Source organism: Breznakia blatticola, from assembly GCF_004365815.1.
GTDB lineage: Bacteria > Bacillota_I > Bacilli_A > Erysipelotrichales > Erysipelotrichaceae > Breznakia > Breznakia blatticola.
Window position 1 is genome coordinate 1 of record NZ_SODD01000049.1, and the last position, 17071, is coordinate 17071.

At 32.3% G+C, this 17071-nt stretch carries 15 protein-coding genes; 7 read left to right on the plus strand and 8 right to left on the minus strand.

Annotation, left to right across the window (positions count from 1 at the left end; translation table 11 throughout):
- Positions 1-177: 177 nt before the first annotated feature.
- Positions 178-1344 (minus strand): MalY/PatB family protein, encoded by a 1167-nt coding sequence (locus tag EDD63_RS10085; RefSeq protein WP_134171054.1) that lies wholly within the window; start codon positions 1342-1344, stop codon positions 178-180.
- Positions 1345-1452: 108 nt separating this feature from the next.
- Here EDD63_RS10085 and treR point away from each other — a divergent pair, with 108 nt between their 5' ends.
- From treR to treC, 5 genes are all read left to right on the plus strand, one after another.
- Entirely contained in the window at positions 1453-2160 is a 708-nt protein-coding gene (gene treR, locus EDD63_RS10090) for a trehalose operon repressor (protein WP_134171056.1), read from the plus strand.
- Positions 2161-2277: 117 nt separating this feature from the next.
- Entirely contained in the window at positions 2278-3096 is an 819-nt protein-coding gene (locus EDD63_RS10095) for a Cof-type HAD-IIB family hydrolase (RefSeq protein WP_134171058.1), read from the plus strand.
- A 15-nt stretch (positions 3097-3111) separates the two neighbouring features.
- Positions 3112-3900: an HAD family hydrolase gene (locus tag EDD63_RS10100; protein ID WP_134171060.1), complete on the plus strand. Its 789-nt coding sequence runs from the start codon at positions 3112-3114 to the stop codon at positions 3898-3900.
- 172 nt (positions 3901-4072) lie between these two features.
- Positions 4073-5527: a PTS system trehalose-specific EIIBC component gene (treP, locus tag EDD63_RS10105; protein ID WP_134171062.1), complete on the plus strand. Its 1455-nt coding sequence runs from the start codon at positions 4073-4075 to the stop codon at positions 5525-5527.
- A 14-nt stretch (positions 5528-5541) separates the two neighbouring features.
- Entirely contained in the window at positions 5542-7194 is a 1653-nt protein-coding gene (treC, locus tag EDD63_RS10110) for an alpha,alpha-phosphotrehalase (protein WP_134171064.1), read from the plus strand.
- Between the two features lie 19 nt (positions 7195-7213).
- Here the strand turns inward: treC and EDD63_RS10115 are convergent, their stop codons facing one another.
- Positions 7214-7771, minus strand: a complete 558-nt coding sequence (locus tag EDD63_RS10115) for a DUF3783 domain-containing protein (RefSeq protein WP_134171066.1) — start codon at positions 7769-7771, stop codon at positions 7214-7216.
- Positions 7772-8018: 247 nt separating this feature from the next.
- Between EDD63_RS10115 and EDD63_RS10120 the strand changes: the two genes are divergently transcribed.
- On the plus strand, positions 8019-10622 hold the full coding sequence (locus EDD63_RS10120) for a cation-translocating P-type ATPase (protein WP_134171068.1): 2604 nt from the start codon (positions 8019-8021) through the stop codon (positions 10620-10622).
- An 87-nt stretch (positions 10623-10709) separates the two neighbouring features.
- Here EDD63_RS10120 and EDD63_RS10125 read toward each other — a convergent pair whose 3' ends face one another.
- The 6 genes from EDD63_RS10125 to EDD63_RS10150 form a co-directional block, all read right to left on the minus strand.
- Positions 10710-11327: an imm11 family protein gene (locus EDD63_RS10125; protein WP_134171070.1), complete on the minus strand. Its 618-nt coding sequence runs from the start codon at positions 11325-11327 to the stop codon at positions 10710-10712.
- 18 nt (positions 11328-11345) lie between these two features.
- A complete protein-coding gene (locus EDD63_RS10130; RefSeq protein ID WP_134171072.1) occupies positions 11346-12764 on the minus strand; it encodes an AHH domain-containing protein in 1419 nt (472 codons plus the stop codon).
- A complete protein-coding gene (locus EDD63_RS10135; RefSeq protein ID WP_134171074.1) occupies positions 12754-13092 on the minus strand; it encodes a hypothetical protein in 339 nt (112 codons plus the stop codon). The genes EDD63_RS10130 and EDD63_RS10135 overlap by 11 nt, the downstream gene beginning before the upstream one ends.
- The gene (locus tag EDD63_RS10140) at positions 13089-13391 is read right to left on the minus strand and encodes a TIGR04197 family type VII secretion effector (protein WP_166667618.1); all 303 of its coding nucleotides are present in this window, start codon (positions 13389-13391) and stop codon (positions 13089-13091) included. The genes EDD63_RS10135 and EDD63_RS10140 overlap by 4 nt, the downstream gene beginning before the upstream one ends.
- 123 nt (positions 13392-13514) lie before the next feature.
- A complete protein-coding gene (gene hcp / locus EDD63_RS10145; protein ID WP_166667619.1) occupies positions 13515-15053 on the minus strand; it encodes a hydroxylamine reductase in 1539 nt (512 codons plus the stop codon).
- Between the two features lie 76 nt (positions 15054-15129).
- The gene (locus tag EDD63_RS10150) at positions 15130-15762 is read right to left on the minus strand and encodes a Crp/Fnr family transcriptional regulator (RefSeq protein ID WP_166667620.1); all 633 of its coding nucleotides are present in this window, start codon (positions 15760-15762) and stop codon (positions 15130-15132) included.
- A gap of 169 nt (positions 15763-15931) precedes the next feature.
- Here EDD63_RS10150 and EDD63_RS10155 point away from each other — a divergent pair, with 169 nt between their 5' ends.
- Positions 15932-16747, plus strand: coding sequence for a hypothetical protein (locus EDD63_RS10155; RefSeq protein WP_134171080.1), 816 nt, complete (start codon positions 15932-15934; stop codon positions 16745-16747).
- Positions 16748-17071: the final 324 nt, after the last annotated feature.

A 17071-nucleotide genomic window follows, 5' to 3' on the forward strand; every position in this document is an offset into this window, starting at 1 on the left:
AAAAAGTCAATTTATAGTTTCCAAGATTATCTCAATGGAAATAATAAAATGACTTTTTCTTTGTTTTTCTAGTCATATCTATTTGATGTTTAACACTTTGCCAATTTCCATTGCAGTTTGAGGACTATATGCATGACTGCCCGTCACACAAAAAAATATGGCGTAATTGCCATATTTTTAATACTCTTGATCAATGTTTTGTAAGATTGATACAACTTTTTGAATGGTTGCTTTTGTTGTCCCTATATTGAAACGGAAGAAGACATTACCAGGTTCTCCAAACTGTAAGCCCATTTGCATACCAAGTTTGTGAGAAATTAAAATATCACGCATTTCTTCAGTTGTTTTATGAAACTTCTCAAAGTTGATCCATAATAAATAGGTACCTTCATTTACATAAGTTGTAAATTTCGTATTTGCTAATCCATCACGAACAATTTCATAGTTTTCTTTTAAATATGCATTTAATTCATCTACCCAATATGCTCCATTTTCATAGGCAGCTTGCATAGCCGTTAACCCAAATACATTTACATGAGATCCACCAACTTCATCTAATTTTTGCGTAAATTGTTCTTTAGCTGTTGTTGCTGTTGGTAAAAGCGCATAACTGATTTGAATTCCAGCTAAGTTAAAGATCTTAGTTGGAGCAGATAATGTATATATATGATCTGCATATGTACCTGCTACTTTTGCAATTGGAGTATATGTATATCCTTCAAATACTAAATCTTTATGGATATCATCACTTATAATTGATACATTATACTTTTGACAAATAGCAATAAGTGTTTCTAGTTCATCAGCTGTCCAAACACGACCACCTGGATTATGTGGATTACATAAAATAAAGACGGATGGTTGATGTTGCTTAATCTTTTCTTCGAAATCTGTAAAATCCATTTCATAACGATTATTATTTGCGACTAAATCACTGAAGATAGGTACACGACCAAGTGCTTCACTGATTTTAAAGAATGGGGTGTAAATTGGTTGAAACATGATAATGGCATCATTAGGTTTACTTAACATCAACAATAATGCTTTAATCGATGAAAGTACATTAGTTGAAAGAACGATATCTTCCTTATTGATTTCAAAGTCATGGCGTTGTTTATTCCAACGTACAATTGAATCTAAAATTCTTTCACTTGGAAATGCATAACCAAATACACCATGACGTGCACGTTCAATTAGTGCATCCAATACTTCTGGTGGACTTTGAAAATCCATATCAGCAACCCATAAAGGTTGTACATCTTTTGTGCCAAAAACAGCTTCACGCTTATCCCATTTGATACTATTTGTATTTTCTCTAATTATTTCTTGATCAAAACGACTCATACTTAATCACCTCATTTTCAATTGTAGTATGAAAAGAAGATAAAGTAAAATTATGTACCTGTACGTTTAGGTGTTTATTTATGAATTGTTTTCCGATACAATATAGGTATGACAAAATATCAAAGAATCTATCAAGAACTGTTAGATAAAATTAAAACAAAAGAATATAAAACGGGCGATTATTTACCAAGTGAAAACGAATTGATGAAAACATATGGTTCATCACGTGATACGATCCGTAAAGCTTTGCAACTGCTCTTACAAAATGGATACATTCAAAAAGTAGTTGGTAAAGGATCGGTTGTTCTTGATAGTGAAAGAATTGCTTTTCCGGTTTCTGGAATTTCAAGTTTTAAAGAATTAAAAGAATCAATGGATGGAACAATTGAAACAATTGTTGAAGAATTTACGGTTGTACCAGCTGATGATAAATTAAAAGATGAGCTGCATATGGATGATGGTAATGTATATATTATTGAGCGTGTGCGTTCAATCAATGGTGAAAAAATCATCTTAGATAAAGATTATTTAAATGGAAATATTATCCAAGGACTGACAAAACAACATGCACAAGATTCTATTTATGAATATATTGAAAATGAACTGAACTTAAACATCAGTTTTTCACGCAAGGAAATTACGGTCATTCCAGCCACAAAACATGATAAAGAAGTACTTGATATGTTGGATTATGATCTACTTGTTTGTGTAAAAAGTTATTCGTATTTGGAAGATGCAACATTATTTGAATATACGATTTCAAAACATCGACCGGATAAATTTAGATTTGTTGATTTTGCTAGAAGAAGCCAGTAAACTACTCTTTTTGGGTAGTTTTCTTTTATGTAAAATGAAAACGTGTTGATTCTATAGTAGCTAGCAGCTATAGTAAAACTATATACTTTCGTGTAAAGGCAAAGGATGGAAAAGAAAATGAAGAATAACCCAAATAATATTAAATTGGTGGCAGTGGATGTAGATGGTACATTTGTTCGTACGGATTATACGTATGATAAACCAAGATTTCTTGCCATTATGGAGCGTATGAAAAAAGCAGGATGTGAATTTGTTGTTGCTAGTGGTAACCAATACTATCAACTACGTTCTCTATTTCCTGAATTTAAAGATACGATTAGCTATATTGCTGAAAATGGAGCACTTGTAAAAGCAAAAGATACAATCCTATTTACGACAGATATTCCTAAAGATGTAATTCATAAGACACTAGAAATTTGTAATCAATATCCAGAAATAAAAAATACAATGTGTGGACTTGAAAGTGCATATTGTGAAAGAGGAAAAGTAAGTGAGAAATTCTTTAAACTAACCAATCATTACTATCACAAACTACAATGGGTAGATGACTTTGCTGATGTAAATGATACGATTTTAAAATTTGCACCAATGGTACCCGTAGAAAAAACAGATAAGTATATGAAAATATTTGAAGAACAACTTGATGGAGGATTAGTTCCAACATCGAGTGGTCATGGATCCATTGATTTAATCGTTCCAAATTGTCATAAAGCTTCGGGTATTGAACGACTCGCAAAACTATGGAACATTACACCTGAACAGTGTGTTTCCTTTGGTGATGGTGGAAATGATATAGAAATGTTAATGTACTGTGGTCGTAGTTATGCTATGGATAATGCACCTGATCATGTAAAAGCATGCGCAAAAAATGTATGTCCTTCAAATAATGAAGATGGTGTACTAGTAATATTAGATCAACTATTTCCAGTTGAATAAGAATGAGAAAAGACAATGAAAGATATAAAAATAATATTCTTTGATATTGATGGTACGTTAATTGATATGCAAAGAAAGCAAATTTCAGAACATATGTTGTATACATTACGTAAATTAAAAGAAAATGGAATTGTAATTTGCATTGCAACAGGAAGAAGTCCAATTTCTTTACCACACTTTGAAGGTATTGATTTTGATGCATATTTAACGTTTAATGGTTCGTATTGTTATAACGAAAAGGAAACGATATTTAAAAACCCAATCGATCCAAATGATGTAAAGGTTATCGTCGATAATGCAAAAAATATTGCAAGACCTGTTTCTGTTTCGACGATTCAAAAAAACATTGCAAATGGAAAAGATGATGATTTAGTTGAGTACTTTTCTTTTGCTCACCAAGAAGTGTATGTATCAACTAATTTTGATGAAGAAATTCATAATGAAGATGTATATCAGTTGATGGTATCTGCTACACCAAAAGAGTATGATGTGCTTATGAAGCATACAAATCATACAAAAATTACTGCATGGTGGAATCGTGCAGTTGATATTATTCCAGCAAATGGTGGTAAAGGAAAAGGAATCGAAGAAATACTAGCTTATTATGGATTTGATGCATCCCAAGCGATGGCTTTTGGTGATGGAAACAATGATATTGAGATGCTACAAACCGTTGGTTGGGGACTTGCCATGGAAAATGCATCTGATGATCTAAAAGAGATTGCAAATGAAATCATCGGACATGTTTCTAAGGAAGGAATTTATCACTACTGTGTGAAACAGGGATTCATTGAAGCAAAATAAATAAAATAACTAGCATTAACTATGTGTTACACGATACAAAGTGATACATAATATGCTAGTTTTTTTATATACAACAAAAAAAGTTTCAATTCATATTGACATACCTGTACGGACAGGTTATAGTGAAGATAGAAATAAACCTGTACGGACAGGTTGAAAGGATGAGAATAATATGAAAGATTTTACAAAGGATGCAACTTCTTTATTAGCGTATGTTGGTGGAAAAGAAAACATCAAAGCAGTTAGTCACTGTATTACAAGAATGCGTTTTGTTTTAGTTGATGAAAGTAAAGCCGATATTAAGAGAATTGAAGCATTGCCATCAGCAAAGGGAACATTTACCCAATCAGGACAATTCCAAGTCATTATTGGAAATGATGTAGCAGACTTCTATAAAAGTTTTGTTGAAGTAAGTGGTATTGAGGGTGTAGATAAAAATGCCGCTAAAGAAGCTGCAAAAGACAATCAAAGTCCAATTCAAAAATTCATGAGCAATATCGCCGAAATATTTGCTCCATTAATTCCAGCACTTGTATGTGGTGGTTTGATCTTAGGATTTAGAAATGTAATTGGTGATATTCAATTTGGTGGACAAACCATTGTCGAAGGAAGTCAATTTTGGGCTGGTGTACATAGTTTTCTTTGGTTAATTGGAGAAGCGATTTTCCACTTCTTACCAGTAGGGATTACATGGTCAATCACAAAGAAAATGGGAACTACGCAAATTCTAGGAATTGTTTTAGGAATTTGTTTAGTATCTCCTCAATTATTAAATGCATATGCAGTAAGTGGAGCTACCGATATTCCATTCTGGGATTTTGGTTTTGCCAAAATTGATATGATTGGATATCAAGCACAAGTTATACCAGCAATACTAGCCGGATTTACTTTAGTCTACTTAGAAAGATTCTGGAAAAAAGTGATTCCAAGTGTTGTACAACTTGTAGTTGTTCCATTCTTAGCACTTGTTCCTGCAGTATTAATTGCACACGTAGTATTAGGTCCAATTGGATGGGCAATGGGTGATGCAATTTCGAATGTTGTATATACAGGGTTAACATCTCAATTTGGTTGGTTATTTGCTGGAGTCTTTGGCTTCTTGTATGCACCACTAGTTATTACTGGATTACACCACATGACAAATGCAATTGACTTACAGTTAATGGATAAATATAGTGGAACGATTTTATGGCCAATGATTGCCCTATCAAATATTGCTCAAGGGTCTGCAGTACTTGCAATGGTTTTCTTACAACGCAAAAACGATGCAGCAAAACAAATTGCAATTCCATCAATGATTTCTTGTTACTTAGGAGTTACTGAACCAGCAATGTTTGGGGTAAACATTAAACATGGATTCCCATTCATTTCAGCAATGATTGGTTCAAGTATTGCAGCTATGTTATCTGTAGCAACAGGAGTTATGGCAAACTCAATTGGAGTTGGAGGAATCCCAGGATTCTTAGCAATTCAAGTACAACACTGGCCAATGTTCTTTGTTTGCATGGCAGTCGCAATTGTAGTTCCATTTGGACTAACATATGTGATTGGACTTAAAAAATTGCCAGAAAGCGATCGCGTAAATCACGAAGAAGTAAACTTAGATGAAATAGCAGAATTGGCATAAAGATAGGAGGTTCTATGCATAACTATGGGAATAAAGTCATTTATCAAATCTATCCTAAATCATATAAAGATAGTAATGGTGATGGAATTGGTGACTTTCAGGGAATTATCGAAAAACTAGACTATCTTGAACAATTAGGAATTGACTATATTTGGTTAAATGCATGTTTTGTATCGCCACAAAACGACAATGGTTATGATGTACAAGATTATTACAATATTGATCCTGTATATGGAAGTATGGAAGATTTTGATGCATTAGTAAAAGAAGCAAAAGCGCATCACATTGAAATTATGTTGGATATGGTATTTAATCATACCTCAACCGCACATGAATGGTTTCAAAAGGCATTGCAGGGTGACAAGAAATATAAAGATTATTATATTTGGCGAAAAGGTAAGGAAGATGGTACACCACCAACCAATTGGGTGAGTAAGTTTGGTGGAAATACCTGGGAATATGTAGAACGTTATGATGCATATTACTTACACTTATATGATGTAAGTCAAGCAGACTTAAACTGGGATAATCCAGAAGTACGTGATGAGATGGCAAAGATTGTCAATTTTTGGATGGATAAAGGAGTTAGTGGATTTCGCTTTGATGTTGTCAACTTGATTTCTAAACCAGAAGTACTCGAAGATGATTATCAAGGAGATGGACGCCGTTTCTATACAGATGGTCCACATGTACATGAGTATTTACGTCAACTGAACAATGCATCTTTTGGAAAAATCGATGCACTTACGGTAGGTGAAATGTCATCAACGTCACTAGAAAACTGTGTAAAGTATGCAGGAGAAAATCGTCAAGAATTAAGCAGTGTCTTTAACTTTCACCATTTGAAGGTCGATTATAAAAACAAAAACAAATGGGATATTCAAGAATTTGATTTCCAAGAGTTAAAAGATTTACTTGTTACATGGCAAGTAGGAATGCAAGAGTATGATGCATGGAATGCTTTATTCTGGTGCAATCATGATCAACCTCGTGTGGTATCACGTTTTGGAAATGATCGTACTTATCCAAAAGAAAGTGCCAAGATGTTAGCAACCGCAATACATATGTTGCGTGGAATTCCTTACATTTATCAAGGTGAAGAAATTGGAATGACTAATGCGTACTTTACCGATATTAAAGAATACCGTGATGTTGAATCATTAAACTACTACAAGATTCTTAAACAAACAGGAATGAGTGAAGCAAAGATTATGAAAATATTGCAAGAGCGTTCACGTGATAATGCAAGAACGCCAATGCAATGGGATGATTCGATACATGCTGGATTTAGTGAAGCTACTCCTTGGATTCAAGAAATAAAGAATTATAAAGAGATCAATGTCAAACACGCATTAGCTGACAAAGATTCCGTATTTTATCACTATAAAAAGTTGATTGAATTACGAAAAACATATCCAGTGATTCAACAAGGAAGCTTTGAAGTCATTGCTAAAGATCATCCAGAACTATTTGTATATAAACGAATTCTTGGTGATACAGAAGTACTAGTTATTAATAATTTCTATGGTAAACAAGTCGATTATAAAATCGAACAAGCACGAAACTATGAACTACTATTATCAAATTATGGAGAACGTCCATATACAGATAATATGCAATTACAACCATATGAATCGCTTATTTATATTACAAAACCCCAAGACTAACATCTTGGGGTTTACTTTCTTATAGTGCTTCGTTTCCGCTAAAGTAAGGTAATAATGAAGCAATGGCTTGATCAATCTCATCAGCTGAACTTTGTTTCTTTAATACATCATATGCTTCAACAACCGCTTTTTGAAAAACAGGACGAACATCTTCAGGAACGGTATCTGGTTTTACTTTCATAGCTAGTTGTAATAACATATTCAATCGATTCCGTTTCAGAAAGTAATGATGTTCTTCATCGAGTTCTACGAATAAATCAATTGCTTTCCATTTTTGATTGTGTTCAGTTAACATCGCTTTTCGATCAATCATCACATCATGTTCTTTTAATATTTTAGCAACCTCAGAAATAATTGAAGGATCTACAACTGAGAAAACAATAACTTCGTGTGCAAAAGGCTCAATGTTTTCTTTTGGATTTGCTTCATATCCTTCATAACCAAATAGATAACCTACAGTTTCATGTAAGTTCTCAGGATCTAAGACCAAAATATCAAAGTCTTCTTTTAAAGCATCAATGATTTTAGCTTCTTTCTCACGATTTTTATTTGTATATAATAAAATGGTACCTAACATAACAATTCCTCTTCTTTTCTTACCATTCTAATATAGCACAAATTCATACAAACAACCTATGAATATAATCCTTTACAGGATGACATATTGTTGATACAATAGCAAAGTAATAAGGGAGTAGTCGCACAAATCTGTGTGATTTAGTCAACATCACGAAACGAAAGTTTCTGGCTGAATTTTAAAGACAAGACTTATTGAAAGTTGTTTTCAATGAGTCTTTTTTATTACTAGACTCCAGGAGGATTGCATGAAACAATATACAAATTACAATTTGAAAGATGTGTTTGAGGAATTTGAAACCTCACGGGATGGATTAAAAGATAGTGAAGCAAGTGTCCGTTTAGAACGTGATGGGAAAAATGAACTAGAAGCAGAAGCACAGGAAAGTGTTTTAAGTATTTTCTTATCACAGTTTAAAGACTTACTCGTTATCGTCTTAATTGTGGCAAGTATGATTTCCATTGCTGTAGGTGAATTAGAAAGTGCGATTGTTATATTAATCGTAATTACACTAAATTCAATTTTAGGTACTGTACAAACCGTGCGTGCACAAAAATCACTTGATTCCTTAAAGCAATTATCAACACCGTTTACCCGTGTTATGCGTGAAGGTATTGTAAAAGAAGTACCTTCAAGTGAACTAGTTGTTGGAGATATCGTACTTGTAGAAGCAGGTGATGTCATTAGTGCAGATGGACGTGTTGTTGATTCCTTTACACTACAAGTTAATGAAAGTTCATTAACTGGTGAGAGCGAAAGTGTTGAGAAATTCCCAGATCAAATTATTGAAGAAGGAATTCAAATCGGTGATCAACGCAATATGGTATTCTCAAGTAGTCTAGTTACTTATGGACGAGGAAAATATGTAGTTACAAGTACTGGAATGAAAACCGAAATTGGTCGAATTGCCCAAATGATGAATGCCACAAAAGAAAAACGTACACCATTGCAATTAAGCTTAGATGACTTTTCAAAGAAATTATCCTTTGTGATTATCGCTATTTGTTTGGTTGTACTTGGATTAAATATGTTACGTGGAGGAAATCTACTTGATTCCTTTATGTTTGCGGTTGCTCTAGCTGTTGCAGCAATTCCTGAAGCATTAGCTTCTATTGTAACTATCGTATTATCAATTAGTACACAAAAAATGGTTAAAGAACACGCGATTATGAAAAACATTAACGCAGTGGAAACCCTAGGTTGTGTATCCATTATTTGTTCGGATAAAACAGGAACCTTAACTCAAAATAAAATGAGTGTTGAAAGTATTTATCTGAACCGTCAATTGTATTTAAAAAATGCAGAATATAAAGACAATCGCGATATTCGCTTACTTACTATGATTGGAATTTTATGTAGTGATGCAACTATCAACGGAGAACAACGAATTGGAGATCCAACAGAACTTGCATTTGTGGACCTTGGACGTTTCTTTGAGATGAATGAAAGTGAATTACGCGAGAAGTATTACCGTGTCAAAGAATTACCATTCGACTCGGTTCGTAAATTGATGACTACCGTATGTAATGTACATGATAAAAAAGTAATGTATGTAAAAGGTGCACCGGATGAATTATTACGTGTATGTACAAAGTATTACTTTGAAGGTAAAGAGTTAGATATGACAGATGAAGTTCGTGAAGAAATTCTACTTCAAAATGGACTATTTGCTACACAAGGACAACGTGTTCTAGCTTTCGCTTATAAAGAGTTTAATCAAGATGAACTAACTTTAGAAGATGAAAGAGATTTAGTCTTCACTGGTCTAATTTCAATGATTGATCCACCTCGTGAAGAAAGTGCACAAGCAGTTGCTGATTGTTATACTGCAGGTATTAAACCAATTATGATTACTGGTGACCATAAGGTTACTGCAACAGCAATCGCGAAACGTATTGGTATTTATAAAGATGGAGACTTAGCATTAGAAGGTCGTGAACTAGCAGTGATGAATGATGATCAACTTCACGAAATTATTGAAAAAGTAAGTGTATATGCGCGTGTTGCTCCTGAGCATAAAATCCGTATTGTTGAAGCATGGCAAAGTCGTGGTCACAATGTGGCAATGACAGGAGATGGTGTAAATGATGCTCCTGCATTAAAACAAGCAGATATTGGTATTGCTATGGGAATTACAGGAACAGAAGTAAGTAAAGATGCAGCAAGTATGATTCTTACAGATGATAACTTCTCAACAATTGTAAAAGCGATTGTGACAGGACGTAATGTATATGACAATATTAAAAATGCAATTGCATACCTATTAAGTGGAAACTTCTCAGGAATCTTAGCCGTACTATACTGTACACTATTTGCTTTACCACTTCCATTTATGCCAGTACACTTATTATTTATTAACTTGGTGACGGATTCACTGCCAGCTATTGCGATTGGTATGGAACCATCAAATGCATATTTACTATATGAAAAACCAAGAAGTAAAAAAGCAAGTATCTTAAATAAAGCAACCCTTCAACAAATTGGTTACGAAGGATTACTAATTGCCATTGCAACACTTGTTGGATTCCACTTAGGACTTCAACAAAGTACAGGGCATGCAATGACATATGCTTTTGCTGTATTATGTATGGCACGTTTATTCCATGGATTTAACTGTCGTGGAAAACAGTCAATATTCAAACTTGGCTTAACAACAAACAAATATTCTATTTACGCATTTATTGTTGGATATATTCTTATCATGGGAATCATGATAATTCCAGCATTCCATGGTGTATTTAAAATTGCAGATATCTCAGCTATGGATATTGCAATAATTAATGCCTTAGCATTTGCACCAACGATTGTCGTACAAATTACGAAAATCATTATGGGACGTAACGAAAAATAACAAAAGGTTCGCTTCAATTTGAGGCGAACTTTTTGTTTGAGTATTAGTGTTAACAAGAGGTTTGAGATGGAAATCTATACTTCTTAATTACACGTTTGTTTTTTGTTTGTAAAATTCAAATCCAATCCAATTATTGTCATCAATAATGTTCTTTATTTTTTGGGAGACATAAATTCCAACAAAGTCTTTTTTGCATCTAAAAATGTCATAATCTTTGCATACTTTTTCATCAAGTACGATATCTTGAGGCAGAAAACTGTATACATTATATTTTTCATTGTAGGTATATTTTGAAAGGTTCATATCATATGCTTCAATAAAATTCATTATATACATAACGACATAATTATTATTTACTTTTCCAGTAACTACATCTATTAACTTAATTGGTAAATACTGGAGTCCTTTAATTTTATTGTCATTAAATTTTTCCATGACTTTCTTATGGATAATAGGCCATCTATTAACATTTATCAAATATTCATTCTCTAAGTCAGATGCTTTTGAGCTATAGTAAAATTCAACCTCTGGCCAAGTGTCTGACAATTTCTCAAATGACTTGTAAATAATATTACTAAAAAAACCTACTTTCACATCTTTGTAGACAATTTCACCCAAATTGGATTTTTCTGCATATATCGTATTTGTATTACTTTTTATTGAATCATCGATTCTATCCATATCCCATGTTAATCTATAAAACATACTAAGTCCTCCTATTTATTATTTTAAGTTTTTCCAATATTCAGAATATAACATATCCGGATTGTTTATAATTGGAACCTTTACATTTTGATCAAATAAATCTAAAAACATTTCTACATTTCCATTTGAAAGTGAATCAGCCTTGATCATTTCATTTAGTACAAAATCATGATATGCATTTGGATGTCTTCCTTGATGAGGTAATAATTTCTTATTCCACTCTGCATCTAAGTCTAATCCATACTTATTAGAAATATCTTTGAATTGATCAATATATTTCTTGTTTTTATTTGTGGCAAAATGATGTATTTGATCTGGTTTTACTTTTTTGTTATCTATGATTTCATCAAACTCTAAACTTTGTGTATTTGTTTTTTCTTCAGGGACAATCTTAGTGTTTTGTTTTTGTATTTTCGCACTATAGCCAGACCAGTACATTCCAATACCAATGTTTGCCAGTCCGCTTAATAATTGTGCTCTTCTTTGAAGTATCTGTGTATCTGTTAGTTTAATACCAGTATTATAGTCAATACCTTCTCTTGCTTCCCATGCCGCTCGCGACAATGGATCAATATCTTGTACTTCCCCAAAGACTGCTTCTTTTCCATATACTTTTGCCATTTTTTTGAGCCATTCTTCATAGGCTTCGTTAAATTGTAAATCTTCTTGATCCCAATATGGCGGATTATTTAACCACATATCTCTTTTTTGTCCATATATATCTACAGTAACATAAGATTTCGCTTTTAATGCTTCGTTAAAAGCGGTTTCTTGAATCTGTAGTTCTTGCTCCAATAATGTAGTATTGTTTTTTCTTTTTTCCGCATATTCTGTAATTTTATCTGCCCAACCTAAATCAAGTCCTTTAATATTAAACTGTTTTGTCTTTTCATCATAGCAGTTACCACTCTCGACAATTTCAAGTCCTTTTTCAACTAATGAAATAAGATGTTTAACATCATTGAATATTATTGGAGATGAACTATCAAACCAATATAAATTATCTAGTCTACGTTTAAGTATTCTTTTTATTCGTTCCATTGCTTGAATGTTTATTTCCAAGTACCAATCATAATATGGCAACTCTTCCTTTTTCTGTTCCATCGTTGTAATAAGATATTTGACTTGACGTATTTCTTCATCTAATTTATTCTCAAGTACATCATTGGTTGAGACCTCTGACTCAAATATCTGTATATATCTATAATGGGCATCCATTAAAGAGTCACTTACTAATCGTAGTCCTTTAGTAAGTGGTAAATAGACACGTTCAAAATATTGTTTACTGTTTTTATAAGCAATTCCTGATAACCAAGATTGTAAATATGATTGAATTGTAGCATCAATAGTATCGGCATAATTCCGGTAGGAAATAGCTAATCGATATGTATATTCTGCTTGTTCTCTTACTTCTCCTAAATACATATTAATAGACATAGTGAGTATCTCCAATATCTACAGAGTTTCTTTGTTTTTCATATATACTTTCTTCTTTTTGAAGTAGCTTTTTCTTTTCTGCTTTTAGGTTTTCTTGATAGTCATCTACTTTATTAAGACTATCTTTTTGAGCACACATAATCTCATTTACTAAATCATCCACTTCTTTGTTGTAGTCACTAGATAGCAACTCATCAAAAAAGTGCTGTTGTTGCTGATAAATTTTCGATAAATCTTCTTTGTTCTCAATGAGTATTTTCTCTTGAATATCTAATTCATTACATGAAGAATGTATAAAGTGAAGCTGATTTAATATATCTTCATTCATTTATTCACCTTGCTGCTAAGTTCTTTGTTCAATCTATATTTGAATTCCGTATCAAGATCATCAAATTTTTTTCCAAGAGTTGAAATTTTCTTACTATCCTTTTTAAGTGATTCAGCTAAACGATATACACTTTTTGCGGTTCGTTTGATACTATCAATTGCTTCTATATTCCCCTTTACGGTCGTTTTTTTAGCTAGTACACTTTCATCAATTGTTCCTTGTTCTTTTCTTGCAACATGTACAAGGTCACTTGCATGTCTATTAGCTATTTCCTTGTTGCTTTTAATTACATTTGTCATTTCTTTCCCCATTTTTCTTTGCATAATTATATCAATATTGAGCACTCGTATCAAATTACTTTTATTAAAAGATAGAAAAAGATATCTCAGATGAGACATCTTTGGTTCAGTAGGTTATTTGAATTATCCGAATGTTGTGATATCTTCAACTACACTTTGAATACCGCTAATTCCATAGTGTTCAACTAAATAACTAGCTGTAGTTTCACTTAAGTAACTTGGTAAACTAGGACCAACTTTTATATCTTTAATTCCTAAATGTAATAAAGACAGTAAGACAATAATTGCTTTTTGTTCGTACCATGCGATATTAAATGAAATTGGCAATTCATTGATGTCATTAAGTTTGAAGATTTCTTGCAGTTTCATTGCAATTACAACCCATGAATAAGAGTCGTTACATTGCCCTGCATCAAGTACGCGCGGTACTCCATTAATATCACCAAGATTTAGTTTGTTGTAACGGTATTTGGCACAACCTGAAGTAAGAATAATTGTATCATCTTTTAATGTTCTAGCAAAATCAGCATAGTATGTACGATCACGTTTACGACCATCACAACCACTCATAACGATAAATTTGCGAATACTTCCATTTTTAATGTTTTCTACAACAGTATCTGCTAATGCAAGAACTTGATTATGGGCAAATCCACCGACGATACTTCCTGATTCAATTTCTGTAGGTGAACTGCAAGATTGAGCTTGTTTAATAATTTCACTAAAGTCTTTTGTTCCATCTGGATTTACAGGTATACGTTTGAATCCAGGATAGTCACAGTTACCAGTAGAGTATAAACGATCTACATATCCTGCATTTGCTTTTGGTGGCACAATACAGTTAGTAGTAAATAAGATAGGACCATTAAATGTTTCAAATTCAGTAGTTTGTTTCCACCATGCATTTCCATAGTTTCCTTTTAAGTGTGAATATTGTTTAAATTTCGGATAGTAATGTGCTGGAAGCATTTCACTATGCGTATAAATATCGATACCACTATCTTTACTTTGTTCAAGAAGTTGCGCTAAATCAGCTAAATCGTGTCCAGAAATAAGTATTCCTGGTCGAGTTCCCACACCAATGTTTACATTAGTTATTTCTGGATTTCCATAAGATGAAGTATTTGCAGTATCAAGGAATGCCATTACTTTTACTCCATAAGCCCCTGTTTCATCAACAACACGTAAACATGTTTCAAGATCATGCATTTCATTGAAACCAGCTAATGTTTTTACCATGAAATTATGAATATCTTGATCTTCATATCCTAAATGAGTTGCATGTGAATGATATGCAGCCATTCCCATTAAACCACCCATAATTAGTGATTTTAGTGCATTGATATCTTCGTTTTCTTCATAGAAAGCAACTACATCATTACGTTTTGTGTACGTTTTTGCTTCTTCAATTTGGTGACGAATGTTTTCCTTGTTAAAGTTTGCATTTGTAATAAGTTTGAATAATGAATCCATAATGAAACGTTTTTCTTCATTGTGTCCTTCTGTATCATTTTCAATTTGTTTACTTAATACTTTTAGGTATTCTTTTAATTCATCAAGTAAGTTAGCTAGTTCACTATCTTTACCACACACTCCTTGAATGGTACAAGCTTTGTTACCTGCAGCTTCCTCACATTGATTACAAAACATTTTTGTGTTCATATATCGGTTCTCCTTTGTTATCTACAGGATTACTATATCGATAATGAATCGAAAAGAATGTGATAGTTGCAACACTTCAGAAATATTTTGGATTTAATGTGAATACATCTTTTTGAATCGAGAATATGTTTTCAGTTTGCATTGTTTTTAACTCTCTAGACAAACTACTTCGATTCACACTTAAGTATTCTGCAAGTTGTGTTTTGTTGTAGGGGATACGGACTGTATACGATTTGTCTTTTAGATGATAGAAGTTTAACATCTCAAAGATACGTTCTCGAATGGTTGTCTTATTGAGAATTTCTAGTTTGTGTGTAAGAAAAACATTCTTTGTTGAAAGTATCGTAAGTAGATTTCTAAGTATCGGCTTAGGAAAATCAAAAACATCATCACGTGAAAAGAAAATAACATGTAGTGAACTTTTTGCAGTGATTTCAAAAGGTGTGATATTCTCATTTCCTAGAGCTACACTTTCTGCAAATAATTCGCCTTCACCTAAGACAGTGACAAGTTTCTTATTTCCGTGAATATCATAACTACTGATTTCCATCGTACCACTTACAATAAGATACATATCATGAATCGTATCACCAATGGAAAAAATTTGTTCGTTACGAGCAAAGTGTTTATGACTGGCTTGTTGTAATACTTGATCAATGATATTTTGATCGACATTTGAAAACATCGAGATGGTTGTATGATTTTGCATAAAGAACTCCTTTTGACAAATGTAGCACATTGAAAAGGTAAAGGATGTTGTTATTCAAACAAAAAAATAAATAGAATAATAGTTAGTAAAAGGTATATTTACGAGAAGCAAGTTGTATATTTGATAAATGTTGATAGAATATTTATGTTTTAAGAAAGGTAAAGGAATAATGAAAATATTAAACATAGTAGTAACGATAGGAAGCAGTTTATTAATTACATTGCTTATTACGTATTTTGCAGTAAATCTGAAGAAAAAACAAAAACTTAAGTTTGATATATTTATGGATATTTTTTCTAAAGTATTTATATCGGTAATCATGATTTTAGTAGCAGTTGAGGCAAATACCATATCAGAACAACAATACGAAAGAGATATGAAAGAGAGTTCTCCAATATTTGAAATAACAAGAAACAATGATTTTGCACAAAAAGGTTTTGATGAAACATATAAACTTACAAATAGTAAAGGAATTGCACAATATGTAGATTTTTCACGCATTGATACAGTTGAGTTCTATTATCATGACATGCCAGTTCATATGACTATAATAAATGCGAATGAGGAAAACATTAAATATGAAAGTAAAGAAAACGAATGGTACTATATACCAAAAACGCAGAATATATCAACAAAAAGCATGAAAGAATTATTTGAAAGAAAAGTAAAAGAAAAAACTGATGAAAACACAGATGTATATTTTGAAAGATATTATAAAGTTTCATTTGTAGATTATAAAAATGAAAAATTCACATTCTATTTTATAGAAAGTGATGATGAGTATATCTTAAAATATACCGATGAAGAATCATATAACAATAAAATTAGCTTTCTGAATAATGAAAAGAAATGGGGAGGAGGAATGATGTTTAACAATAAAAATGAAAATGTGGAAAGTAGAGTTGATCAAATGCTGGTAAACATAGAAAAAGGGTATGATAATATGAAGTATATTGAGGAAAATTTTAGTGGTGTTAGTTACTAATATGTTAAGCTAAGAAAAAAGTTTGATTTAGCATATATTTATAAAACGCATAATATGTAGTTTATCTTGATAAAACTATCAAAATAGGATAAAATTTCGTAGATAATAAACTTGCGCCTAGCGTGTGTATTTATGATCGTTGTCGTGTGTGGTGAATGATCATTTTTATATTGCGAGGTGCAAATTTTCTATATAAGGGGAAAGACGAATGAAGCAAATTACAATACTATTACTTTGGCTTAATTCAACCAGTGCATACCAAGTCTCGATAAATCACTGATAAGTACTGAATAATTTATGTGTCTTTAAAGCATTTCTTGTGAT

Bases quoted from the DNA above. Each gene is read 5' to 3' on its own strand.
- EDD63_RS10085 (WP_134171054.1), bottom strand. From the start codon at position 1,344: ATGAGTCGTTTTGATCAAGAAATAATTAGAGAAAATACAAATAGTATC.
- treR (WP_134171056.1), top strand. From the start codon at position 1,453: ATGACAAAATATCAAAGAATCTATCAAGAACTGTTAGATAAAATTAAA.
- EDD63_RS10095 (WP_134171058.1), top strand. From the start codon at position 2,278: ATGAAGAATAACCCAAATAATATTAAATTGGTGGCAGTGGATGTAGAT.
- EDD63_RS10100 (WP_134171060.1), top strand. From the start codon at position 3,112: ATGAAAGATATAAAAATAATATTCTTTGATATTGATGGTACGTTAATT.
- treP (WP_134171062.1), top strand. From the start codon at position 4,073: ATGAAAGATTTTACAAAGGATGCAACTTCTTTATTAGCGTATGTTGGT.
- treC (WP_134171064.1), top strand. From the start codon at position 5,542: ATGCATAACTATGGGAATAAAGTCATTTATCAAATCTATCCTAAATCA.
- EDD63_RS10115 (WP_134171066.1), bottom strand. From the start codon at position 7,771: ATGTTAGGTACCATTTTATTATATACAAATAAAAATCGTGAGAAAGAA.
- EDD63_RS10120 (WP_134171068.1), top strand. From the start codon at position 8,019: ATGAAACAATATACAAATTACAATTTGAAAGATGTGTTTGAGGAATTT.
- EDD63_RS10125 (WP_134171070.1), bottom strand. From the start codon at position 11,327: ATGTTTTATAGATTAACATGGGATATGGATAGAATCGATGATTCAATA.
- EDD63_RS10130 (WP_134171072.1), bottom strand. From the start codon at position 12,764: ATGTCTATTAATATGTATTTAGGAGAAGTAAGAGAACAAGCAGAATAT.
- EDD63_RS10135 (WP_134171074.1), bottom strand. From the start codon at position 13,092: ATGAATGAAGATATATTAAATCAGCTTCACTTTATACATTCTTCATGT.
- EDD63_RS10140 (WP_166667618.1), bottom strand. From the start codon at position 13,391: ATGACAAATGTAATTAAAAGCAACAAGGAAATAGCTAATAGACATGCA.
- hcp (WP_166667619.1), bottom strand. From the start codon at position 15,053: ATGAACACAAAAATGTTTTGTAATCAATGTGAGGAAGCTGCAGGTAAC.
- EDD63_RS10150 (WP_166667620.1), bottom strand. From the start codon at position 15,762: ATGCAAAATCATACAACCATCTCGATGTTTTCAAATGTCGATCAAAAT.
- EDD63_RS10155 (WP_134171080.1), top strand. From the start codon at position 15,932: ATGAAAATATTAAACATAGTAGTAACGATAGGAAGCAGTTTATTAATT.